18 protein-coding genes and 2 pseudogenes are annotated in these 24,853 nt (G+C 34.4%); 5 read left to right on the top strand and 15 right to left on the bottom strand.

Annotation, left to right across the window (positions count from 1 at the left end; all coding sequences use genetic code 11):
• Nucleotides 1-155: 155 nt before the first annotated feature.
• The 10 genes and pseudogenes from H3S88_RS01730 to H3S88_RS01770 all read right to left on the bottom strand — a co-directional run bounded on the left by H3S88_RS01730 (nucleotide 156) and on the right by H3S88_RS01770 (nucleotide 12,227).
• Nucleotides 156-881, bottom strand: a complete 726-nt coding sequence (locus tag H3S88_RS01730; RefSeq protein ID WP_198227235.1) for a hypothetical protein — start codon at nucleotides 879-881, stop codon at nucleotides 156-158.
• A 96-nt stretch (nucleotides 882-977) separates the two neighbouring features.
• On the bottom strand, nucleotides 978-4,061 hold the full coding sequence (locus tag H3S88_RS01735; RefSeq protein ID WP_198227237.1) for a type I restriction endonuclease subunit R: 3,084 nt from the start codon (nucleotides 4,059-4,061) through the stop codon (nucleotides 978-980).
• A gap of 13 nt (nucleotides 4,062-4,074) precedes the next feature.
• Complete coding sequence (locus H3S88_RS13480; protein ID WP_370545749.1) at nucleotides 4,075-4,668, bottom strand: restriction endonuclease subunit S; 594 nt, start codon at nucleotides 4,666-4,668, stop codon at nucleotides 4,075-4,077.
• Nucleotides 4,648-7,218, bottom strand: a pseudogene (locus H3S88_RS13440) (type I restriction-modification system subunit M); the annotation flags it as partial. The pseudogene H3S88_RS13440 and the gene H3S88_RS13480, both read right to left, overlap by 21 nt.
• 320 nt (nucleotides 7,219-7,538) lie before the next feature.
• Nucleotides 7,539-7,994, bottom strand: coding sequence for an STY0301 family protein (locus tag H3S88_RS01745; protein ID WP_198227241.1), 456 nt, complete (start codon nucleotides 7,992-7,994; stop codon nucleotides 7,539-7,541).
• 336 nt (nucleotides 7,995-8,330) lie between these two features.
• Nucleotides 8,331-9,440 carry a hypothetical protein gene (locus tag H3S88_RS01750; protein ID WP_198227243.1) on the bottom strand — a complete coding sequence of 370 codons (1,110 nt, stop codon included), beginning with the start codon at nucleotides 9,438-9,440 and terminating at the stop codon, nucleotides 8,331-8,333.
• Between the two features lie 71 nt (nucleotides 9,441-9,511).
• Nucleotides 9,512-10,086 (bottom strand): annotated as a pseudogene (locus H3S88_RS01755) (type I restriction endonuclease subunit R); the annotation flags it as partial.
• An 11-nt stretch (nucleotides 10,087-10,097) separates the two neighbouring features.
• A complete protein-coding gene (locus H3S88_RS01760) occupies nucleotides 10,098-10,508 on the bottom strand; it encodes a (deoxy)nucleoside triphosphate pyrophosphohydrolase (RefSeq protein ID WP_198227246.1) in 411 nt (136 codons plus the stop codon).
• Nucleotides 10,501-11,340 (bottom strand): HNH endonuclease signature motif containing protein, encoded by an 840-nt coding sequence (locus H3S88_RS01765; protein WP_198227248.1) that lies wholly within the window; start codon nucleotides 11,338-11,340, stop codon nucleotides 10,501-10,503. The genes H3S88_RS01760 and H3S88_RS01765 overlap by 8 nt, the downstream gene beginning before the upstream one ends.
• Nucleotides 11,341-11,354: 14 nt before the next feature.
• The gene (locus H3S88_RS01770) at nucleotides 11,355-12,227 is read right to left on the bottom strand and encodes a phosphorothioated DNA-binding restriction endonuclease (RefSeq protein WP_198227250.1); all 873 of its coding nucleotides are present in this window, start codon (nucleotides 12,225-12,227) and stop codon (nucleotides 11,355-11,357) included.
• 267 nt (nucleotides 12,228-12,494) lie between these two features.
• Here H3S88_RS01770 and sat point away from each other — a divergent pair, with 267 nt between their 5' ends.
• The 5 genes from sat (at nucleotide 12,495) to H3S88_RS01795 (ending at nucleotide 19,402) form a co-directional block, all read left to right on the top strand.
• On the top strand, nucleotides 12,495-13,655 hold the full coding sequence (gene sat / locus H3S88_RS01775; RefSeq protein ID WP_198227252.1) for a sulfate adenylyltransferase: 1,161 nt from the start codon (nucleotides 12,495-12,497) through the stop codon (nucleotides 13,653-13,655).
• A 49-nt stretch (nucleotides 13,656-13,704) separates the two neighbouring features.
• On the top strand, nucleotides 13,705-14,340 hold the full coding sequence (locus H3S88_RS01780; RefSeq protein ID WP_065738039.1) for a phosphoadenosine phosphosulfate reductase family protein: 636 nt from the start codon (nucleotides 13,705-13,707) through the stop codon (nucleotides 14,338-14,340).
• Between the two features lie 139 nt (nucleotides 14,341-14,479).
• Complete coding sequence (locus tag H3S88_RS01785; protein ID WP_198227254.1) at nucleotides 14,480-16,279, top strand: assimilatory sulfite reductase (NADPH) flavoprotein subunit; 1,800 nt, start codon at nucleotides 14,480-14,482, stop codon at nucleotides 16,277-16,279.
• A 38-nt stretch (nucleotides 16,280-16,317) separates the two neighbouring features.
• On the top strand, nucleotides 16,318-18,084 hold the full coding sequence (cysI, locus tag H3S88_RS01790; protein ID WP_198227256.1) for an assimilatory sulfite reductase (NADPH) hemoprotein subunit: 1,767 nt from the start codon (nucleotides 16,318-16,320) through the stop codon (nucleotides 18,082-18,084).
• A gap of 364 nt (nucleotides 18,085-18,448) precedes the next feature.
• On the top strand, nucleotides 18,449-19,402 hold the full coding sequence (locus H3S88_RS01795; RefSeq protein ID WP_025316708.1) for a LysR substrate-binding domain-containing protein: 954 nt from the start codon (nucleotides 18,449-18,451) through the stop codon (nucleotides 19,400-19,402).
• A 24-nt stretch (nucleotides 19,403-19,426) separates the two neighbouring features.
• On the opposite strand, the gene H3S88_RS01800 is transcribed toward H3S88_RS01795, so the two are convergent.
• From H3S88_RS01800 to H3S88_RS01820, 5 genes are all read right to left on the bottom strand, one after another.
• Complete coding sequence (locus H3S88_RS01800) at nucleotides 19,427-20,506, bottom strand: sulfate/molybdate ABC transporter ATP-binding protein (RefSeq protein WP_198227258.1); 1,080 nt, start codon at nucleotides 20,504-20,506, stop codon at nucleotides 19,427-19,429.
• Between the two features lie 9 nt (nucleotides 20,507-20,515).
• Nucleotides 20,516-21,373 carry a sulfate ABC transporter permease subunit CysW gene (cysW, locus tag H3S88_RS01805; protein WP_198227260.1) on the bottom strand — a complete coding sequence of 286 codons (858 nt, stop codon included), beginning with the start codon at nucleotides 21,371-21,373 and terminating at the stop codon, nucleotides 20,516-20,518.
• Nucleotides 21,374-21,387: 14 nt separating this feature from the next.
• The gene (cysT, locus tag H3S88_RS01810) at nucleotides 21,388-22,221 is read right to left on the bottom strand and encodes a sulfate ABC transporter permease subunit CysT (protein WP_198227262.1); all 834 of its coding nucleotides are present in this window, start codon (nucleotides 22,219-22,221) and stop codon (nucleotides 21,388-21,390) included.
• Between the two features lie 91 nt (nucleotides 22,222-22,312).
• Nucleotides 22,313-23,350: a sulfate ABC transporter substrate-binding protein gene (locus tag H3S88_RS01815; protein ID WP_198227264.1), complete on the bottom strand. Its 1,038-nt coding sequence runs from the start codon at nucleotides 23,348-23,350 to the stop codon at nucleotides 22,313-22,315.
• Between the two features lie 651 nt (nucleotides 23,351-24,001).
• The gene (locus H3S88_RS01820) at nucleotides 24,002-24,847 is read right to left on the bottom strand and encodes a DUF6708 domain-containing protein (RefSeq protein WP_198227266.1); all 846 of its coding nucleotides are present in this window, start codon (nucleotides 24,845-24,847) and stop codon (nucleotides 24,002-24,004) included.
• Between the last annotated feature and the right edge of the window lie 6 nt (nucleotides 24,848-24,853).

The following is a 24,853-nucleotide window of genomic DNA, read 5'->3' on the forward strand; positions in this document are numbered from 1 at the left end:
GTTAAGTTAACTAATTGTTTTAATGTATTAAGATATGAAGTAAATAAATTCTAAAAGAATCAATTATGAAGTTAAAAATAAAGGACAGAATATTCAAAATAGAATCTGTCCATTTTACGTTTTGATTGGAGTAGAGGATCTTGGTTATTTAGATATTAATATACTGGTTTGGGTAGAGGATATTCAACACCATTATAATGTAATGTGTATTTTCTTTTTGGTGATTTAGTTATCTGTTCAACACATTCCCCTTCGCTATTTTTTTTACCAATTTCTTTTTGTTCATTATATGAAACAATCAGATCTTTATAATTATTGGTCGTATTGTTTCCTAATAATAAAACAGCATTACGGCTATTGTATTCACCGTCACAATCATTCCATTCACCACTAAAGTTTTTTAACACCAACTTATTAACAACACGATTCAATTTTTCCTTTTGTTGCACATAAAGATTAATTACTTGTTGAGAAATGGGAACATAAGGAGAACCATTTGCAGAATTGGCACGAACACCAAAAGCTCGAGATTCATTATTAAGTTGATAACGAGCCGTATCGATTTCAAAATTATTTAATTCAATAGCATCACTAACAAACGCATTCTGTTGCCAATTATGAGCAATTAATTCACCACTTTGCGTATCCACAAGCAACACATCAAGATCATAAAAAATTGTCCCTTCGATCTCATGAGGAAACGGTAAAACCACAATTGTTTTACTTTCATCAGCAGGCCAGATCTTACAAATTGCCTTATCACTCTCGCGAGAAGAATGGTATTTTTCAAGTAAATAATCAATCCATTTTTCACAGTCAGCACTACTCACCATAGGAAAGCTAAGCGTGATAAGTAGTAGTAATTTTTGGGTGTTTTTCATTGAAACCTTACTTAATTTTATTTATATCATTATTATTTATAATATATTTCGTTCTAATTCTTGATGCTAATTTTAGAATAAATATTTAAGTAAAACCTAACTATACTTATTTTTAACCTCTTTCATCCAACGAGGTAATTCATCTGTTAGTTTCAAATTATGAATAAATAAGTTATCTTTGGTTTCACTTTCTATTTGCGTGATATTTACACTTTTGATTAATTCTTCAAGATAAGGAATAATCTGTGGTTGTGATAAATCAAAATTATTCATTGATTTTTGTAATAATTGCGTATCAAGCCCCCATTTTTTAGCAAATTCACATACCAGAATCATGATTTTATCTGCTTTCCAATTATTAAATGCTTCATCAAAATGAGTTTGATTAGAAAGATTACCTGTTATTAGTTCATTATCAACAAACTCTTTTAGTATTTCTGCTTGCTGATTTTCCCCCATATTACTCAACTCTTGAATTTGTTCATAAATAATACGTAAAGTTTCATTATCAACTTTTTGAATGCCAGATGCATTAGATACTTTTTCTCCAATTAAGTTCAATATATGTGCAGCATCAATTATTTGTGTTCTTGCTAATTTAGTTTTACCAATTAAAGCAGGCACAACAATTGGAGCTATTGGTTTATCTGATTTTTCGGCTAAGTTTCTATATGCACCAACATAATTTAACCAAGTATTTTCTGTCATACCAAAAGCAATATCATCCCATTTAAATTCATAATATTGTTGAACGGTATTAAGTTGATCAGAAGCAATTTTGAAAGCCACTAAAAATGCATTTAACTTTTTACTATCTCGCAATAAACTCTGCCAATCGGTTGGATTGGGTAATGTCAACGAGAGCTCTGCAAAATCATTTGCCAATTTCTCTACCGCAACTTGATAAGTGTCCACAATAGCTTTGCTAGTTTTACCGCCACTGCCATATAATTCTAATGCTCGGTTAACTATCTCTTCAGTAATTCTTGGTAACTGAAAATTGATAATTGTGCCAAATTCTTTACTTGAGTTAAATACACGATTAGTACGTGAATAAGCTTGAATTAATCCTTGTAGTTCTAATGCTCGATCTACATAGAGGGTATTTAATCGTTTTGAGTCGTAACCGGTTAATAGCTGATCTGCCACAATCACTAAATCAATATTTTTAGCATTGCGACCACTTCCTCCCAAAGTTGCTCTCTCGACAATGTCTTCAAAATAAGCTTTTTCACCATGTTTTTTATCGCCAGCAATAAACTTAATTTCGGTAAATTTTGCATAATCCGCAAACATGGTTTTAATTACTTCGGGATCAACATTATCTGGATCATTTTCATTACCAAAGCTAAATGTCATTGCTATATTGATTTTTTGCTGATTATCTTTCAGCTGTTTTTTAAATTCATTATAGTAAGCAATCACTCGTTCTTTATAGGCAACAGTTAAAATAGCATTAAATTGCTGTTGTTGTGATTGAGTTTGCCAATTAGCAATAATTTCTTCAACAACGCGAGGAATATGAGTTTCATCATAATATGCCAAAATATCTTTTTTTACCGCTTGCTTTTCGACTTCTAACTCGCTCCAGCTTTGTACCAAGCGATCAATATCTCGGTCAGACATATCTGGTTTTTCTATTTTTATCCTTTCAATAAGTTTTTCACGGAGATCATCATAACTTTTAAATTCCCCAGTATTAATATAATCGACATGGAAACCGAGCACATTACCATCAGCAATAGCTTCATCTATAGTATATTGATGAAGTTTTGGTCCAAATAATTTTTCAGTGGTATTAATCAATTCACTTTTTTCATTAATTTTGCCTTTGATTTTATTTTCATCAAATAGAGGCGTACCAGTGAAGCCAAAAAATAATCCATTACTTTTAAAGTAACTTATTATATTACCCATCATTTGCCCCATTGTGGTTCGATGGGCTTCGTCGACAATAAAAATTATTTTTTTATTAGTAAGAGTATTATCTTTAGATTCTTCTAGCTCTTTAATTAAACTATTTAATTTAAATGTGGTGGTTACTACAATACCGTTCTTGGCTGATTTAAGATGTTTATGTAATTGGGCGGTATATTTGGTATCATCAACCGAAACGGGTTCATAAGCGGCATAAGCTTTAAAATTGGCACTTGTGCGACTGTCTAATTCACGTCGATCAACTAAAAAAACCACTTTATCAAATCCTGCTCGGGTAGATAAAAATAGTGCCGTTTTAAAACTAGTAATGGTTTTACCAGAGCCAGTAGTATGCCAAACAAATCCGCCATGAGGTTTTTTTTCAGGATTATCTGCCCCAAATGCAGCTTTTTCAACAGCTTGTAAAGCACATACTTGATAAGGTCGCATTAACATATGTCGACGGTTTTCTTCTTCTTTTGCTTCATCAATCACCAAATAATCACCGACCATTTGATGCGCCATTGGAATCACTAAAAATTTTTTCGCTATCTGTTGCCAATGGTTAATGGGTTTATTAAACTCATCCGCCCAATGGAAAACAAACTTCGGATTGAAATCTGCAATAGTTTTTGGTGTTGCAAAATAGCGTGTTTCGATCTCGGATGTGATAACCATCATCTGCGAAAAAGCCATAAAGTTATTGCAATATTCACCATCGCGATAATAACGCTTAAATTGTTCAAATGCTTCGTCTAAATTTTTGTCCGAACGTTTTTGTTCAATATTGATAAGTGGTAATCCATTAATTAATAAAACTATATCAAAACGGTTACCGTTTGGGGTTTGTACTTCGCGGGCAATGTGATAACTAGAATCTCCACCACGTACTTCTGCTTTTTTAAAAATAGTTAAGGTTATTTGTTTGCGTGTAATGTTAGGATGATCGTCGCGGTAGATGCCATCAATTTTACCTTTTGACTCTTCCATGGCTAAAATTTTGGCAGCTTCATAGCTATTATTAATTTGTTGTACTTTTGCCATTACTTGCTTGAATTCATTATCACTTAATTCAATACCTTCAAGCTGGTCAGCATTAAGACGATTAAGTTCTTGGCGCCAATGATTAATTAAATCATCAACTGTAACTTTGTGTTTATTACCATCTAAATAGTCAGGTGCATGCCATTTATTTTTTTCTAGTTCTCTAACAAATTTTTCTTGGAAGACTTTTTCTGACGCGTCTTTACTCACCTGACTCATAACCTAACTCCTTTTATACAAACATTTCATTTAAATAAGCTTGTTTTATATTGTTTAATTTTTCTAATTTACGTTGTTCTAAGGCGATCTTTTGGTCTAACTTCACAAAAAAAGAACTGACTTTATTTTGTTCCTGTAGTGTAGGTTGCTTTAATCTATAATTAGTCAACATAGGTAAACGTAAAGAATCTACTGTTGCTTTTACTGTATATTTTAGAGCATGTTCTTTAAAATCTTTTTGCATTAAATAATAAATAAACTTGCCATCAATATTATTTGAAAAGTTAGATATTTTATATACACGTTGATGGTAATCAAATTTACCATTAATATAGTGGAAAATTTCTCCTAGACGCCCTTCGCCTGGAATTAGTATTGCCTCACCATCAAATAAATATCTATTACTTCTTTCAATATTTTCTGATCTAACAAAAAATGGATATTTACCATATGCTACTGAATCTTGTGCATCACTTTCACCGGTTTTAATTTGGGATATCAGTCCTAAAAAGGTGCTACTCCAGATTTTATCAAAGTTTTTAAATCGTAGTTTAGGCTTTGATTCACCATCACAAGGAAACACGGTTACCACCAATTCTTGCATCATGGCTTGTAGCTCATCTTCAAGTTGCTTTATTTCATCATCAATTGAAGTTAAGGTATCTTGATAACGTTCGTTTAACATTTGTAAGATTTTTAATTCAGCTTTTATCGGTTTTTCAATAAGTTCACTCAATAATGTGGTTGTATTGGCAAACCATTTTTTATACATTAGGGAATCGATTTCTTGATCGGTTAAGTTTATAATCCGTTCTTGTATTTCATCTTTTAGTGCTAATTCATCTGCTTTTACTTTTTTGTTTAAAGAGGCTTTTTCACTGATCAATTTATCGACTTTTTTAAGTAACTTATATTGCTCACTGTTTTTTGGCGTATTTTTTAGCTCTTCTTTTAGCTTTTTATTATCGAATGCATCAAGTGGTTCATCGTCATCATTTTTTTTCAATGATTCATAAAGCGCTTCGTACTCGGCGCTATCTTCTTCCTTACTGGCTTCAATTAGTTCGTTAAGCTCACCTTCAAACATTTGAATTTGATTTTTATTGTGTTCAATTTTTGCTAATTCTTCGGCATAAAGTTCAGAGGCAATTAATTCATTTGGAACAATGCTACCAATAAAACCATCTTGTACTTCACGTTTTTTATCTCCGCTGCCTTTAGTTACCATATTAGGTAGTCGGCTACGACCGGCGGTGTAAAAATCACTTAAAGCTATAATTTCGCTATCATGAAGTAGTGAATTCTGCCAGATTTCGGCAATAATCTGGTAACCATCATAAATATCAATATTATTAAAACTTGTTAATAAAATTTTAATTTCTGCTAACATCTCTTCCATTAAATCATGAATTTTATCTTGATCATTGATAGCAATAATTTGAGGCCAATATTTATCAATGTAAGCTTGTGCTTGCTGGGCTAATTTAGCTGATAGATTGACTAACCGCGAATCATTTAAAATCTTGTCTGTTAATTCAGAAATTTCACAATTTAATTTAACATAGTTAGGTCGTAATGGTTGTAAGGCTGCCTGTAATAAATCGGGGGTTATAGACTGTATCACTGTTAAATTATCAATATTATGTTGTGGAATACCACCGAGCAAATGGCCATCAACATCATGAGCAATTTCATTATCAATCGCTTCGATATAACGAGGAATATTGAGATTATATTCATTTTCAATAATCTCTTGGCGGTCCGCTAAATGGCTATAACCTTTTTCTTCACTACGATTTACATAGGTATCAACAATTTTGGCAATATCTTTTTCTTGAAGAACATTTTGCTTACCAACTTTAATAAATTGGTTTGATGCATCAATAATTAAAATCGGTTCACCTAGTTGCCGATTTTTCTTTAATACCAATATAACAACAGGGATACCCGTATTGGTGAATAAGTTGCTTGGTAGACCAATAACAGTATCAATATAATTTTTCTCAAGTAGTCGTTTGCGGATTTCCCCTTCTGCTGCACCTCGGAATAGAACACCGTGCGGCAATACAATGGTCATTGTACCTGTTTGCCCAAGGTGGAATAGTCCATGTAATAAAAAAGCAAAATCACCTTTTGAATCAGGGGGTAATACACCGGCCACAACGAAACGTGGATCACTTACTTTCAGTCCCGCTCGATTCCAATTTTTGGCAGAGTAGGGAGGGTTCATTACCACGGCATCAAATAGTACGCCTTCATTTGGGCGAGATGGATCTTCTGGCCAGTCATGGGATAATGTATCACCATTTTTGATGGTCATTTTATTTGGTTTAACTTCATGCAGTAATAAATTCATACGAGCAAGATTATAGGTAGCTGTATTTTTTTCTTGACCATAATAGGTGAGTGCTTCTTGTACTTCTCTAGTTAAATGTTTTTTTACTGTTAGTAGTAGAGAACCAGAACCAACGGTTGGATCATAAATAGAGCGAATATTAGATGTTTTAGCTGCTATTTGTGCCATAATTTCGCTAACTTGGCGAGGCGTATAGAACTCGCCAGCTTTTTTGCCTGACTCCATAGCAAACTGACCAATTAGATATTCGTATGCATCCCCGAGTACGTCACCTTTCTGTAATGCGATCATATCTAGATCAGCAAATAATAAAATCAGGGCTTTAATATTTTTGCTTCGTTCATTTAAATTGCTACCCAGTGCTGTATCAGTAAGATCTAATGTGGAGCCAGAAAATAGGTTTTTAAAATCATCTGCATCTGGTGATGTGGAAATTGAACGTTCGAAATAGTTTAAACTGTCGATTACTTTTTGGACTTCAAAATCACCATTATTAATATCTTTTATCCATTTTTGGTAAAGATATTGTGGTAATACATAATAACCAAGTAGTTTTTGGAAAGATGCTTCAAGTAGATCGCCGTTACTTCTCATTGCATCTTCAAAAGCAGTAATTAAATCTGATTCACTTATTTCATCTTTGGTATACATGCCTTTGAATGTGGCTAATGTTTTATCACTTAAAAACTTATAAAACATCAAACCTAACATATAATCTTTATATCGACTAGCATCCATTGATCCACGAAGTTCATTGGCACCATCCCATAATCTATTTTTTATCTCTTCCGACGTTATCACTGCTTACTACCTCTTCAATCGATTTTTGGCATTAAAAATTAATAAATAATTGTTGCCATAACGTTATGTTATATTTTTAGCTATGTTAAGTTATAAAGCATTGTTAATAATCAGTTACTTAATGAAAGGTTTTTCAATTTTAGTGTTATAAAAAGTAATTTATGTTTTTTAATAATTTTAGAATTTATAATAAAGATTTATTCTGCATAAATCATACTTAACCTTATTTTGGTACTTACATCGGTTCTCTTATAAAATAAGATCATCCATAACATCTTTAGTTGAAAAATATGAAGTTTTCCGTTGTGTAATCAAGAAAACTATTCAATCATTTCTAATTCTTCTGTGCTGCAAATAAGTTTAAATTGTGGATATCCAAATTCATTTTTAGATTCGATACTCCAACAGCTTTCCATGGAAGGGTCGATTTTTTTTATTAAGTAGATTCCAGAATAAGAGCAACTAACATAACTATCTTTCTTATCATAGATCGAACCAAGCGTCCATTTGGATTCATATCTATTGCCGTTAATGATTCCTGGCTCTGGCTTTAAAATACCTAAATAAATAGGTTTATCATAATAAACGCCCATACTATCAAGAAAATGAATGAGGTTTTTTTTGTAAGACATTTCCCATCCATCTGGTATATCTTTAATTTCTGGTTGATTGTATTTAACTTCAATTTCAGACGGGCAAACAATTTCATATGCACTGGCAGTGCTAATCATACTTAAACAAATGGAAGCGATGATACATGCGATATTCTTTTTCATTTTCTTATTCCTTATCGTACATCTGTAATATTATTTTATATACTAAACAATTATGCCTTTACTTTATGCGAAATCAAGTATGATATGTTAATTATGGTCTAATAAGTTATTTATAATTTGATGTTTTTAGAATATTGAATAGAGAACATTGAAGCTGATAACTATTTGATTATATTGATTATGTTTTGCAGGCAACCGAGTGATTTGTTTTTTTACTCTATTTTTTTATTATGGGAGTGTTAGAGGGGATTAGTTGTAGTTAATTTTAGATGTTTTTCATTGGTGGTGTTCCTAAATTTTATCCGGTTAATAAACTGTTAAAACGTATTATCTTTTCTATAAAATATTACTTTGAAGCAATTCTGCATAATCATCAAGCACCGCATCCGTCATTCGATCTAAATGTTTTTGTTTACTGAGTTCTTTCAAATTACTATAAGAAATATAGCTACAACTTTCAGATAAAGGACCTTTTTCTAAAAGAGAAAATACTGGCCTTTGAATTTCTTGAAATACTTTTTCTTGTCGATTATCCGGCGCAACAATATGCAAATTAATATTCATATTCGGTTGAAGAGCAAGCAAATCGGCCATTCGTAATAAACCTGAATAAACGGATGTTGTATGTTCAACTTCAAATGCACGAACAATTGAGCGTCCTTTTAACCAAATAACATCAATTTGCTCAATCGTACTTAATGTTGTTTCATCGTAATTAAGAGGCAATCTATCTAACATAGCATCTGTTCCCGTTTCCCATTTTTTGAGAACTCTACTACGATCAGCTTTCGGTAACCAAACTTTAAGTCCCATACGAGCACCCATTTCGGCAAGTAAAGCTTGCATTTTTATAGATTCACGAACATCTTGATTTGGTTGATTGTCCTCTAAACTATCATCATTTTCAGGAACAGAAACTTCTATAATTTTGTCAGTACGATTAACCGTATGAATTTTTAATTTCTTTTGCTCGGTTTCATTTAAAGGGTAAGAGGTGGAATTATTAAATTGCTTTAACAAAATAGTTTTTAGTAATTTACCATCTTTTTCATTAAATTTATTTAAACTATTACGCAGCAAACCTGTCCAAGCACTACTATTTTTATCGTGTGATTTTGTAAAAGAGAGATTTTGCCAAATATCATCAATATGAATAGGGATTGTAGTTGATAATGGTAACCAAATTTTAATTCGAACATGAAAACGTACTATATAAGGATCATCTTTATCTAAAAAGACAGGTGAGCTATCTTGATATGGACCATCAGCAATTTCAAGTAACCCACACCATCGAGATAAACGAGTAATATAACAAATTAAAATATCTCCAGGTTTGAGTTTCTTTGCTAAACCTTCTTGCCGAATTCGAAAACCTGCTATAGTTTTATCTGAATTGGTAAAAGCTTGGTACGTTTCTGGTGAAAATATATTGGTATAGTAAGCCATAACTTCGATCCTATCATATCCCTATTCAAATATTATAATATAACACCAACATTCAAACTATCACTATGTCATTCTGGCTTCAGTATAGTTATTTCACAATACAATTCAGCGGCAATACGTCTGGACATGGTGACTATCATCCCTTTGCCGCTATTTGCATCGGCTTTTAGGCGTTAATTCAAAGTGTTGAACAATGTCAGCAGCAATAGCTTTGATTCGCTCTTTACTACCAATAAGACCTTCTATCCTTACCCATTTAGAACGTTCTTTTTGTGTTTCCAGTAATTGCTCGTCGCTAAATTCATCATCAAATTCTTTAATTAATTGTCGACTATCTTCACTTACGGCAATTTGTGCTAAACGACTTTCATAGAATATTCTTACTGTGGCGCAATCTTCTACAGCTTGTGAAATATCGTAGATATCAACATAATTTGCAAAAACTGCTGGCGTGTTAACATCGACCTTTTCAATAGATGTTCCAGTAAAACCTAAATAGATTGCATTAGGTAACTCATTTCGCATATATTTGGCAAAACCATAAACAGTCCACTTACCGATTATATTTTTTATCATCTTTGACATTGATTTCTTTAGAAGTAAAACCATATTGCTAAAAGTATGCTTTATCGGCAATAACAATGATATATTAATCATTCATAGTTCATTTAAATCTTTTTCCATTTTCTGCAAATATGAAACAATCGGTAAATCAGCCTGCGCCCAATCTAGATCGTTTAATTCATTACTATCTAACCAACAAATCTTATTATGTTCTAAACATATTGGATCATTATCAATTAACTGACAAAGAAAAGCGTTGATTTTAACTGTGCCAAAATCATAATTATGTTCTGTTGTTAATAAATATTTTTTGATCGAGATATTACAACCTAATTCTTCTTTTATTTCACGAATGAGAGCATCTTCTAATTGTTCGCCAGATTCAACTTTTCCACCAGGAAATTCCCATTTATACGCTAAATATTTAGTGTGACCTCGTTGAGTACAAAGAATTTTATTGTTTTTAATAATTACTGCAGCAACAACATTAATAATTTTATTCATTCTTTAAAGCGATTTCTCGCCCTCTTAAATTTGCAATTTTTTTCAATTTATTTATATCATCTATATCTTTAACAATATGCATTTTTCGATGGCAATTAGGACATAGTGCTACTGTATTATCAATTGCATCCTCACCACCTTCAGACAACCAAATAATATGATGGCATTCTAAGTAAGGAATTTTGTCTTTTGTTGTAAATGGTGCCGGATTTTCACAAAGATCACATTTACCGTTAGCTTTACGTTTAATAAATTCTGCTAGTTCAGGACTTCTTATATATTGAGGGGTAAGAACTTCTCGCTTTCCAGGCCTTTTATTTTGATTAATAACTTTATTTAACAATTTATCAATCTTATATTTATGAACCTGATGTTCTTTAGCTTTCGTATAATTAGATAATACTGTTATAGGTAATTTGTTTTCGACAAGCTTGAGTGGAAATATCCATACATTACGTAAAGTTTGATTTACATCTAATTGCTGTGTTTGATAAGGCTCAGCAGCTTTCGTTAGACGACCTAAATAGGTATATTCTTTATCTTTAAATACTTCAAAATAATGTACACTAACATCATTTGATTCAATTTCATTTAGTGTTTTATTTTGCATAAAGTCTAAGCTTTGATCTCCTTTTTGTCCCATTCCAGTATAGTGGAGTATGTCTCCATTCCAACTATCAGAGTATACCGATTCAATATGATTAGTAATAAGAACTAATGTGTTTGTTTTATTAGATTTTCTCATTCCTCCTTGAGGACTACATTTAAATATTTCACATAATTGTTTATTATTTAGGATAACGCCAGGCGTTAGATTTTTTATTTTGTCCATTAGTGTTCTTTCCCTTAGTCCCTAAACACTTCTCTAACATGCCATTCAATAAATCTGTCATGTAAATAATCGCTTTTCATTCGAGGTAGTAAGATGTTTTTGCCGTCGAAATCCCAAAAGAGTTTTTCAACTATGTGGTTTCCATTTACCCCACTTGATACTTTGATTTTTAGATTACAATCAAGCCCGATAGCGCCCATATCGAAAGCGGAATGATGTAATGAACAAAGTGCTAAACCATTATTTACAATGCATGGTCCGCCGTGTTGTTTCCATTTTACGTGAGCAGCTTCAAGGCCGATTGATACTGAGTCATGCCTTAAATCGTAACCGCAGATGGCACATTGATAGTTGTATGCACGTAATACGATTTGTCTGAATTTAGGATCTCGGTATTTATTGGATTCCATTAAATTAAACCCAAATCGATTAATTAAGTTTTCTTGCACACTTTCAGTAAAATGCTGACTTAAAATTTGTCCTGCTAATTGATCAATAATGGTAGGGTTTGTTTTTATCAGTTTATACGTTTGTTCATCAAAACCACCGAGTACTTGGTGTGAAGCAAGGGTTTTACTTGTTGGTTCTTTACTTGGCAAAATTGGATTAGTGCAATTTTCAAAATTAATCAGTTGCCAAAAACCGTCATTTTTCAAACGCCAAAAAGGCATATTGGGATAATAGTGTTTACGTTGAGGACCAAACTGAGCGAGTAAATCATGTAAAGGTTCTTTAATTTCTTTTTCATAATCAAACAAGCGAGCATGGCCTTGCTTATATTGTGCTAATACATAAAGTAATAATAAAGGTTTATGTGGAGCTCGCTGATCGCCTTTTTTCCAGATGGTGATATCGGTAATTTTTTGTTGTAATTGTTTAATATCCATTAATACTCAAAATAAACGTAATAAGTAGAAAAATATTACAAATATTGTATTGTTTTTGTGATCTGCCTCACAAAATTCTGAGTTAGTATGTAAAAATGAATCAATATTTGATAGTTAGATCTAAAAATTATTTTTATCCATTACAAACCTAAACCAATTTATGAATATGCGTAAATCGCATAATGGTATGTAAAATTGATATTTCCTTATTTGTCGATAATCGTTTTTAATTAAGATTAATAAAAATTAGATAGGTAAGGAAACATTATGGCTTTGATCCCTCCTCACGCCAGTGACCAGTTACAACCGCTTCTTGTTAAAGACGATGATCGATTGGCATTACAGCATTATGCAAAAAATCTTCCCGCAATTACGCTATCAAGTCGTGAAGCTGGGGATTTAGTGATGTTAGGAATTGGTGGTTTTACACCGCTGTATGGTTTTATGCGGGAAGAAGATTGGCGCAGTGTTTGCGATAATATGCATTTAGCAAATGGTGTTTTTTGGCCAATTCCTATCACAGTATCCGTGACCGATGCTCAAGCTGATACTTTAAAATTGGGTGATGATATTGCCCTTAAAACACCCGATGGGCAGATAATTGGTATTTTAAATGTTGATAGTATTTATCGACCAGATAAGCAATTTGAAGCGATGCAGGTGTTTACAACAACCGATCAAAATCATCCTGGCGTTGCGATGCTTATGGCTCAGCCACCTGTTAATTTAGGTGGTAAAGTGCGTGTTTTCCATGATAATGGTTTTAAAAAACAATTTGGTCAATATGCATTAACACCACAAGAGACACGAGAACGTTTTAATCAATTAGGTTGGCATAAAATCGCGGCTTTTCAAACTCGTAACCCGATGCATCGTTCACATGAATATTTAGTCAAAACAGTATTAGAGCTTTTTGATGGGGTACTTATCCACTCTCTATTTGGTAATTTGAAAGCAGGTGATGTACCGGCAAATATTCGTCTTAAAGCTATTAATACGCTAATTTATAATTACTTTGTTCCTGATTCTGTTGTTCATTCTGGGTATCCTTTAGATATGCGTTACGCTGGTCCCAAAGAAGCGTTACTGCATGCTCTTTTTAGACAAAACTATGGTTGTAGCCATCTTATTGTCGGTCGCGATCATGCCGGTGTCGGTAATTATTATTCGCCGTTTGCTGCACAAGATATTTTTACCCAATTACGAGATGAAGATTTACTCATTAAACCAATCAAAATTGACTGGACATTTTATTGCCATAAATGTGCAGGTATGGCATCAAGCAAAACTTGCCCACATGACAGTGATGAGCGTGTTCTTATTTCAGGTACCGAGGTAAGACGGCGTTTGCAAACAAAAGAGCCCATACCTGAAACATTTAGTCGACCTGAAGTTGTTGCTGAATTATATCAATGGGCAAACCAGTAATATGCAAAATAAATAATTACTCATCGATAAGTTGATAAGGGGGAAAACCATGCTAGATTTATCCAAAGTGAACCAGAAATTACAAAATCAGTCACCGTTAACCATTATTGAGTGGGCATTAAAGAAGCAACAAGATATTCCAGTCAAAAGTATTATTAGTACCCATTTTGGACCATATGAAGCTGTGTTACTTCATCTTGTTACCCAAGTTGACCCAAATATTCAGGTTGTTTGGGTTGATAATGGTTATGCAACAAATGCGACCTATCGTGTTGCCAATAAAATTACAAAGCAACTTAATCTTAATCTACATATTTTTGTACCGCAACGAACGACAGCTTATTTAAATGTGCGATACGGTGGTTTACCTGAATTAGATACGCCAGAGCATACCGAGTTTACCCAAATTGTCAAAATTGAGCCGTTTAATCGTGCTTTAGCCACACTCAAACCAACGCTGTGGTTTACTGCGCTACGTCGTGAACAATCTGCCTTAAGACAGGAGTTAAATATTGTGACAAAAGCGGGAGATAATTTATTTAAGATTGCCCCACTCCTCGACTGGACAAGTCAAGATATGCAGAACTACATCGAAAAACTTAATTTACCTAATGAGATGGATTATGTCGATCCGACTAAAGGACCACAAGGCAGAGAGTGTGGCTTACATAAAATAACTTTCTGATTTTAGAAATAGATACACATTGGACTTTGCTGATAATCGTTGAGTAAAACAATATTATTAGGATTTAACAGAACATTTTAAGGTTGCTAGGCACTAGCAATTTACCGATAGCTCAAAAGCTATCAGATAAGGGAATCACATGAGCACACAACATTTTCCTTTTAATTGTGATGAATTAAAGAAAATTATTGAAAAATCCAGCGATAAACAGCTTGCTTGGTTGTCTGGATATTTATGGGGAATTGCGGAAAAAAGTTCAAACGAACAAGCGTTACCGAATATCACAACTACCACCAACGTAACGCAAGCTGAGCAAGCGAAAAAAGTTACGATTTTATCAGCATCACAAACAGGTAATGCTCGTCGAGTTGCAAATGAGTTAACTCAAGATATTGAGCGTTTAGGTATTGAAGTGACTCATCTGCCTGCTGGCGAATACAAAGCCAAAAAACTGAGTCAGGAAGAAATTTTAATCTTAATTACTTCAACACAAGGCGAGGGCGAACCACCAGAAGAAGCACTACCACTCTATAAATATCTTTTTGCTGCCAAAGCCCCTAAATTGGCAAATCTACAATTTGCGGTAATGGGTTTAGGTGACTCTTCTTATCCAAAATTCTGTCAAGCTGCTAAAGATTTTGATCAACGATTAGCTGAATTAGATGCTCAGCGTATGTTATTACGCGTTGATGCTGATACGGATTTTCAAACTGTAAGTACCAATTGGCGACAAGCTGTAATTGATAAACTTAGCAGTCTACAACAATCGACTTCAAAATCACTAACAGAAAATAATACTTCAAGCAGTGTCGTTGTTAACAGTAGCCTTTATCACCGCGATAATCCCTTTATTGCACCTGTTAATGTCAATCAAAAAATTACTTCTCGCGATTCGGATCGCGATATCCGTCATATTGAATTCGACCTTACTGGTTCTGATATTAGCTATCAACCGGGCGATGCGTTAGGGGTCTGGTATCAAAATAGCGATGAGCTTGTCGATGAAATTCTTAATATTACCCAGCTTACCGGTGATGAGCTGGTCGAACACAATGGTCAACAAATTACTTTAAAAACAGCTCTGATTGAGCATGTTGAATTGACTCAAAATACACCTGTCATTATTGAGAAATATGCTCAAGCAATTCAAAATCCTGAACTGCTTACCTTAAGCAAAGACAGAGAAACTTTGATTGAAATGAGTCAAACATTACCACTGGTTAATATGCTTAATCGTTATCGAGGCAACCTTACCGCACAAACATTAGTTGGATTGCTTCGACCTCTTACACCTCGTTTTTACTCCATTGCATCAGCGCAAGATGAAGTTGGAGACGAAGTTCATCTTACCGTAAATGTGGTGCGTTATCAGATCGAAGGTAAAACCCGTACTGGCGGTGCATCAAACTTTTTAGCCAATCAAATTGCTGACCAAGATCAGGTCAAAATTTTTGTTGAATATAATGATAACTTTAGATTACCTAATGATACCAATACGCCAATCATCATGATTGCTGCCGGTACTGGCATTGCACCATTTAGAGCTTTTTTACAACAACGTAGTGCTCAATGCGCTACGGGTAAAAATTGGTTATTTTTTGGCAACCCGCATTTTATTTCTGATTTTCTGTATCAAGTGGAGTGGCAAAATTATGTTAAAGAAGGTTTGTTAACGAATATCGATCTTGCGTGGTCACGAGATCAAGCCGAGAAAATATATGTACAAGATAAATTAATTGCTCAAGGCAGTGAGATTTGGCAATGGTTACAACAAGGTGCCTATATCTATGTTTGTGGGGATGCGAAGCGCATGGCAAAAGCAGTTGATTTAGCATTACAACAAATTCTGATGACTCAAGCACAATACAGTCAAGAGCTGGCCATCAACTATCTGGATGAGTTAAGAAGTCAAAAACGCTATCAACGAGATGTTTATTAATACCTAACAACTAATTTTAATTTATTGAGTGATGTAATATGAGCAATGATAAACCTAAAACAGTTACCCTAACTCAAGTGGTAAATTTAACACCTCCGCAAAATGATGTCTCAGATCTACCATTATCAGATTCTGAACGATTTAAACGAGAGAGTAATTATTTGCGCGGCACCATCGTTGACGATTTGAATAATGGTTTAACGGGTGGCTTTAATAGTGATAATTCTCAGCTCATCCGCTTACATGGCATGTATCAGCAAGATGATAGAGATATTCGTAAGGAACGCCAAGAACAAAAACTTGAGCCATTGATCAACATGATGCTACGCTGCCGCCTACCAGGTGGCATTATCACCCCCAAACAGTGGTTAACGATTGATAAATTTGCCACCGAGGCAACAAAGTATGGCAGTATTCGGCTGACTACCCGACAAACATTTCAGTTTCATGGACTGTTTAAACGCAGCCTTAAATCAGCTCATCAACTATTACATAATATAGGACTTGATTCGATTGCCACCGCTGGCGATGTTAATCGTAATGTCTTATGTACTTCAAATCCAGTAGAATCAAAAGTTCATCAACAAGCTTACTACTGGGCAAGCAAAATTTCAGAACATCTTTTACCAAAAACCCATGCTTATATTGAAATCTGGCTAGATGGTGAAAAACTACCTACACCCGACAGTGAACCTATTTTAAGTTCAACTTATTTACCGCGTAAATTTAAAACTACGGTGGTTATTCCGCCGATTAATGATGTTGATGTTCATGCCAATGATCTTAGTTTTGTCGCTATCGCCGAAAAAGGTGAATTGATAGGTTTTAATGTGTTAGTTGGCGGTGGTTTGGCAATGACTCATGGAGATAAAACAACCTATCCTCGCAAAGCAGATGATTTTGGTTTTATTCCAGTAGAAAAAGTGCTGACTTTTGCAGAAGCCGTTGTTACCACACAGCGCGATTGGGGCAATCGTCATAATCGCAAAAATGCCAAAACCAAATATACACTTGAGCGAGTCGGTGTGGAAAACTTTAAAAAAGAGGTGGAACTACGCGCAGGCAGTACCTTTTTGACCAGTAAACCTTATAAATTCACTCAAAGAGGTGATCAATTTGGTTGGTATAAAGGTATTGATGATAACTGGCATTTAACACTGTTTATTGAAAATGGACGATTGCTTGATTATCCAAACAAACCATTAAAAACGGGTGTTGCTGAGATTGCTAAAATTCATCAAGGTGATTTACGCATTACCGCTAATCAAAATCTGATTATTGCTAATGTGCCGGAACAACAAAAAGAAGCCATTGAAAAAATTGCCAGAGAGTATGGACTGCTTGACGATACAGTCACATTACAACGTAAGTATTCCATGGCATGTGTTTCTTACCCAACTTGTCCTCTTGCTATGGCCGAAGCCGAACGTTTTTTGCCGACGTTTGTCACTCAAATCGAGCAGATGTTAACTCAGCATCACTTATCCGATGATTATATTATTTTACGAGTGACAGGTTGTCCTAATGGGTGTGCAAGAGCGATGTTGGCCGAAGTAGGCATGGTGGGTAAGGCGCCCGGTCGCTATAATTTATATCTTGGTGGTAATCGAGAAGGGACACGAATTCCACGTTTATATAAAGAAAACGTAAGTGTTGATGAAATTTTATTAGCGCTTGAACCATTAATTGAAGCTTGGTCAATTCATCGCAATAAAGACGAAGGTTTTGGCGATTTTGTTATCCGTCATGAAATTGTCAAACCAGTAATAAATTCAGCAATTGATTTTTATCAGGTCGTTAATTAAAGATCATCTACAGGTTTGTAGAACCTTATGACGTGCTTATTTGCTGATAAAAAACATATATAGCAATAAGGCATATGGTTATTACTTAATCATATTTGTCTTTTTTATATGTTCTTTTATACTTAAGTGAGTTATTAAACTATCTAATTTTATCAATAAAATTAATAACAAACATAATTAATAAATTAGATAACCTGCCTATAACCAGTTTGATAACAGTGTTTATGCTGGGTGGCGATCCGTTGTTTTAAATAATTCACTTTTTAGTACATGTTATTAATTATATACAGCAAATTATTTTAAATTAATGCAATACAATTATATCGATGGGAATAAAGTAATTTTTTCTTGGAAGATCGCTATCATGAACATACAACAATTAAGAATTATTCGAGAAGCAGCGCGTTGTAATTATAATCTAACCGAAGTAGCAAATACTTTATACACCTCCCAATCTGGAGTAAGTCGACATATTAAAGAGTTAGAAGAAGAACTCAATATTGATCTTTTTATCCGCCAAGGAAAACGCCTAATTAACATGACTGAACCAGGATTAGAACTGGTTGTGATTGCAGAACGAATTTTAAATGAAATTAATAATATACACCGTTTATCGACCATTTTTTCAAATGCGGATGAAGGATCTTTAGTAATCGCAACAACCCACTCACAAGCTCGTTATATCCTCCCTAACATTATAAAATCATTTAGAGTACTTTTCCCGAAAGTCCATATTATTATCAATCAAGGCTCATCAAGTGAGATTATTGCCCAGCTTCTTTCTGGCGAGGCTGATATTGGTATTGATAATGAAAGAGTTGATAACAGCTCTCTTGCTACCTACCCTTTTTATCGTTGGCATTATTCGATTGTAACACCGAAAGATCATCCTTTAACCAAAGCCGACAAAGTAACATTAGATATGTTGCAACCCTTACCCATAATTACTTATCGACAAGGGATCTTTCCTCGCAAAAGCATCGATAAAGCATTTTCAGCGATAGGATTGGCACCTAATATATCATTGAACGTTCAAGAGCCTGATGTTATAAAAACCTACGTTGAATTAGGTTTAGGAATTGGTATTTTAGGCAATAAAATGTATAACCCTGAATATGATGTAAACTTGGTTCAACTTGATGCAAAACATCTGTTTGAATCACATGTTACTTGGCTTGGCTTAAAGCGTCATAAATTACAACGTAATTATATTTGGCGTTTTATTCAATTATGCAATCAGGAGCTTTCATTGGAAGATATTAAAAATCATGCTCTGTTTGATCAGACTCATTCCAAAATGCCTGATTATCAAATTTAATTTATATGAATAAAACGATACGCATTAAATCATAAACTCAAACAATTCATCTTGTACAAAGATATTTACAAGTATCGGTTGCCAATAGATATTGTCGCCCAATTCAACTTGCTGTTGTTCATATTGACGATAACTTACCGAAACATCAATATGCTTTGGTTGTCCTGCTACCGCAATTTCTAAAAAAACCGTTGGCCCAGCGGTGTGGATGCGCACGACTTGTCCTTGGATATCATTCTTTCTGGCCGTTTTAGCAATACTGATTTCATGAGGTCGAACATAAGCGATAGCTGACTGATCAGCCCAGTTCCCTTGCTCTTTCATATCTTTTCGGAAATCACCAATAATTAAGGTATTATTTTCAATGTAACCATGTAATAGATTGACGTCCCCTAAAAAATGCGCAACAAATGCTGTTTTTGGTTGTTTATAGACTTCTGCTGGTGTGCCTATTTGCTCTATTTGACCTTGGTTCATTAAAATTATTTTATCGGCAACTTCTAACGCCTCTTCTTGATCATGCGTAACAAAGAGACTAGTGACATTCAGTTCATGATGAAAATCACGCAACCAGCGTCTTAAATCTTTACGAACTTTGGCATCTAAGGCACTAAAAGGTTCATCAAGCAACAAAACATTAGGTTTTGATGCCAACGCTCGTGCTAAAGCAACTCGCTGTCGTTGTCCTCCAGATAGCTGGTCAGGATAACGTTTAGCAAAATTTTCTAGCTGAACTAATCCAAGTAACTGATTAACCCGCTCATTAATCGCGGTTTTGCTCAGTCGTATTGATCTTGGTTTCATTTTCAATCCAAATGCCACATTTTCTGCCACATTCATATGGCGAAAAAGTGCGTAATTTTGGAACACAAATCCAATATCTCGTTGTTTAGCGCTCAGCGGTGTTACATCAGTATCGGCAAAATAGATTTTACCTGAGCTAGCTGTTTCTAAACCCGCTATAATGCGTAGTAATGTGGTTTTGCCACAACCTGAAGGACCTAAGAGTGCAACTAATTGGCCTTGTTTTATACTAAAGTTAATATTTTTTAAGGCATCGAAGTTTTTAAAACTTTTATTAATATTCTGTAGTGTAATACCCATAGCTACCCCTTAGTGACCTATATAAAGTTCATTAACTAAGCGTCGTTCAATCCATTGACGAATCAATAGTAAAGTAAGCGACATAATTAATAGCAAAATCGCAACACTAAATGCGGCAACAATATTGTATTCATTGTATAAAATCTCTACATGTAAGGGTAACGTATTGGTGTAACCACGAATATGTCCAGAAACAACAGATACCGCGCCAAACTCACCGAGTGAGCGAGCAGTGCAAAGAACAACACCATGCATCAATGCCCATTTGATATTTGGTAATGTGATATGGAAAAAAATTTGCCAACCATTTGCGCCAAGAACACTGGCGGCCTCTTCTTCATGGGCTCCTTGCGCCATCATTATTGGAATCAATTCCCTTGCGACAAAAGGAACAGAAACAAAAATGGTTGCTAAGATAATACCGGGAATGGCATAAATTATTTGGATATTCCATGCCTGTAAAAAGGGATAAAATGCACTTTGTGCACCAAATAGCAATACATAGATTAAACCCGCAACAATGGGAGAGATAGAGAACGGTAAATCAATTAAGGTCATTAATATCTGTTTACCTTTAAACTGATATTTAGTGATGACCCAAACAGCACACACACCAAATATGACATTTAAAGGCACCGCCACTCCAACAGCAATAAGTGTCAATTTAAAAGCCGCTAAGGTATCTGATTCAGTGATCACCTGCCAAAAAGCCGTTATCCCATTGGCAAGCCCCTGTGCCAACACTATCAAGAGCGGTAAAAATAACAAAATTAAAAACAATAATATCGCTAGTAGTATTAAGAATAACTGCACACTGGTCAGTGCTTGTTTTTTATCGGTTATTGGGTTTGTTGGCAATATTGGCATAAATTTACCTATAGTCAGTTATTTTTATTAATATTACGGTTAAGTCTTCGCTGTAATGTGTTCATTAAAAATAATAGTATAAAAGCGATCAATAACATGGTTATGCCTATGGCGGCAGCAGCATCATAAGCATATTGATCAAGCTTCGAGACAATCAATAACGGCAAGATTTCTGTTTTAAATGGAATATTTCCAGCAATAAAGACTACCGAACCATACTCACCAATAGCACGAGCAAAAGCGAGCGTAAATCCAGTTAGCCAAGCAGGTAAAATAGCGGGTAAAATAATATGCATAAAAATTTGCCTTGGTGATGCGCCAAGCAGACTGGCAGCCTCTTCCTGTTCGCGTGGCAAGTCAGCCATTACAGGTTGTAAAGTGCGGACAACAAACGGCAGCGTGACAAATAAGAGTGCTAAGGTAATACCAATTGGCGTATAAGCGATCTTAAAACTAAACCAATAGCCAATAGGGCCGTTTTGAGCATAAATTGCGGTTAAAGCAATACCCGCTACCGCAGTTGGCAAAGCAAATGGGATATCGATACAGATATCCATTATTTTGCGTCCTGAAAAACGATAACGTACCAGCACCCAAGCTAACAATAAACCAATAAAACTGTTTAAACCCGCACTTATCAATGCGGTACTTAATGAAAGCATTAGCGCTAATAAAAATTGTTTACTGATTAATAACTTTTCCCATTCATGAAAAGATAATTTAGTTGAATAGATGAACAAGCCTAATAGCGGAATAAGAACAATCAAACTAAGAAAGGTTAAAGTATAACCCAACGTTAAGTTAAATCCGGGTATATTCCGTTGTTGTTTAAAGCTTGCCACTTTCATAACTTATACCTTTAGAACTTATACTTTTAGAATTTGCACCTTTATAAGGTAGGGTTAAGTGATAGCAACACATAACCATAATAAGCAATGCCTAGTTTATCTCAGCATAAATTGCATCAAAGATTGCACCATCACTAAAAAAGGCTTTTTGTACTTTCTGCCAACCACCAAAAAAATCATTAACGGTTACTAATTTAATTTCAGGAAACTGCTTAGCATATTGTTTAAGGATTTCAGGATTTACCGGTCGATAGAAATGCTGAGCAATAATATGTTGTGCAGGTTCACTATATAAGTACTCTAAATAGGCTTGCGCTTGCTTACGTGTACCTTTGCTGTCTACTACTTTATCCACTAAGGCGACGGTTGGCTCAGCTAAAATCGATAATGACGGCATGATGATTTCTAACTGATCACCACCTTGCTCTTTTAACGCTAAATAAGCTTCATTTTCCCAAGCAATCAATACATCACCTAAACCTCGCTGCACAAAACTAATGGTTGCCCCTCTAGCGCCAGTGTCTAATACCGGTACATGTTGATATAATTTAGTTACAAATGTTCGTGCTTGTTCATCATTACCGTAAGTACTTCGAGCATAAGCCCAAGCAGCTAAAAAATTCCAACGCGCCCCGCCTGATGTTTTGGGATTGGGTGTTATTACTTCAATATCATCTTTAATTAAATCACTCCAATCATGAATCTGTTTTGGGTTACCTTTGCGGACTAGAAATACAATCGTTGAATTATAAGGCGCACTATTATTTGGCAATCGACTTTGCCATTCAGGTGATATATTAGTCTGATAACGATTTAACGCATCAATATCACTCGCTAAAGCAAGAGTCACAACATCCGCTTGCAAACCATCAATCACTGAACGCGCTTGCTTACCAGAGCCTCCGTGCGAATTTTTTATAGTCAGCGTTTCACCTGTCTGCTGTTGCCAGTACTCAATAAAGGTCTGATTATAGGTTTTATAAAACTCACGAGTTGGATCATAAGAGACATTAAGCAATTCAACACTATAGGCTTGCCTCATAAAAGTACATATTGCGAATAAAATTAAGCTAATACTTAACCAATATTGTTTGCGAACGATAGGTGATTTTTTCACTTGATACCTCATACTATTAAAGACATTAGCTTTTTTAATAGGAATACTAAGATTAGACCAAATTATCGAAAGATGCGAAAACGATTATTTTGCATTAGGTTATAACAAAAATAGATATACTAAGTAAGAAGATTTAAATTTAGGGTTGGGTCTTATTCAAGATTATATAATATGTGGATTTTATGGATGAGTGGTTTTATCTTTGCATTACATCAATAATTTATTTTAATAAAAGAAACCACGGATGGAATTTACTGATGGCTAAAAATTAGTTGTGTTTGTTTTTTTAACATTTTAAGTAAGAATGGTAGTTTTAATACAGAAAGCCCATTAAAATGTAATCCCCCCAACGATGGCATAACCTCTTTTATCCTCAGTTATTTTAATAGCTTTATTTATATGTTTCTTTTTTTGAACTATACAAAATAATGTCATAACTATTAATTTTATTTTAAAAAATTATATTAAAATGTGATCGATATCGCTTAAGATCAGGCTCAATACCACCATATTTTGTTTTTGGTAAGAAAGTATTATTACCATCTAAATCGCAATACAGTCAGTCAATTATTTGATTACTATTTTCTCCATTTAAAGTAATGTTTATACCCCAATTTAAATTCTGCCATTATCTGTCCACTTTGATATCAATATTATTTTTTCCTAGGGTTGTTCGTAAGGGAAAGATTTGCCGACTAAGTCATACTCCTGCTCTATTTTGGCAAGCTCTTCAAGTGATTCAGCTCGTGAGGCTTTATCAATACCCTCTGGCCAGTTAAACTCAGGCGCAAAGCAGTTAAATAATCGACCCAGCCAAAAGCGCCGCCTGATTTTGCCTTTGTAATTCATCCCCTCCATACCATTCATATAACACAGTAACCAGCGCCATTCGCTTTTATGAACGTAATTGGCATTATCCCATAAGCTAAAGTAATCTATCAGGGTATCGGTTTGTCGGTCGATCACTGCCGCAAAAATCTCCTGCTGAAAAAAGAAGCCGTGACGCGAAACCATTCCGTCAATTGATTGCCAGTCATAGATTTTTATAACAGGTTTATAAAGCTTTCTTATTTCCCTTAAAGGAAAATAATAAAGTCGTTTACTTAACATTGGCTCGTACACATAAACTTTGCCGGTTTTACGGTTAAAACGTACCGGGTAGTCGGCTGGCCAAATAATGACTTTTGTTAGTTGTGATAAGAATAACCAGAATGTGAGTAGAGAAAGAATAATCAATCCTAAAGAACATGAAATACCACTATATATACGATAAGGATTAATATTTTGAAATAACGATAGTCCAGAATAAAAAATTAATCCCCCTCCCACACATCCAACTAACTTTACTACCATATCTAAAGTACGATCAAATTGGTCATCAGTGCGTCCTATTTCGATAAGCGTATCATTGCCAAAACGAAGATTGGTTAAGTCATCGTCTTTATCTATTGGTTTAAATTTTGCTAAGTCTTTCGGATAATATTTATACCCTAATTTAAATTCTGCCATTATCTG

Origin of the sequence: Gilliamella sp. B14448G11, from assembly GCF_016101765.1 — a bacterium.
Lineage (GTDB): Bacteria > Pseudomonadota > Gammaproteobacteria > Enterobacterales > Orbaceae > Gilliamella > Gilliamella apicola_N.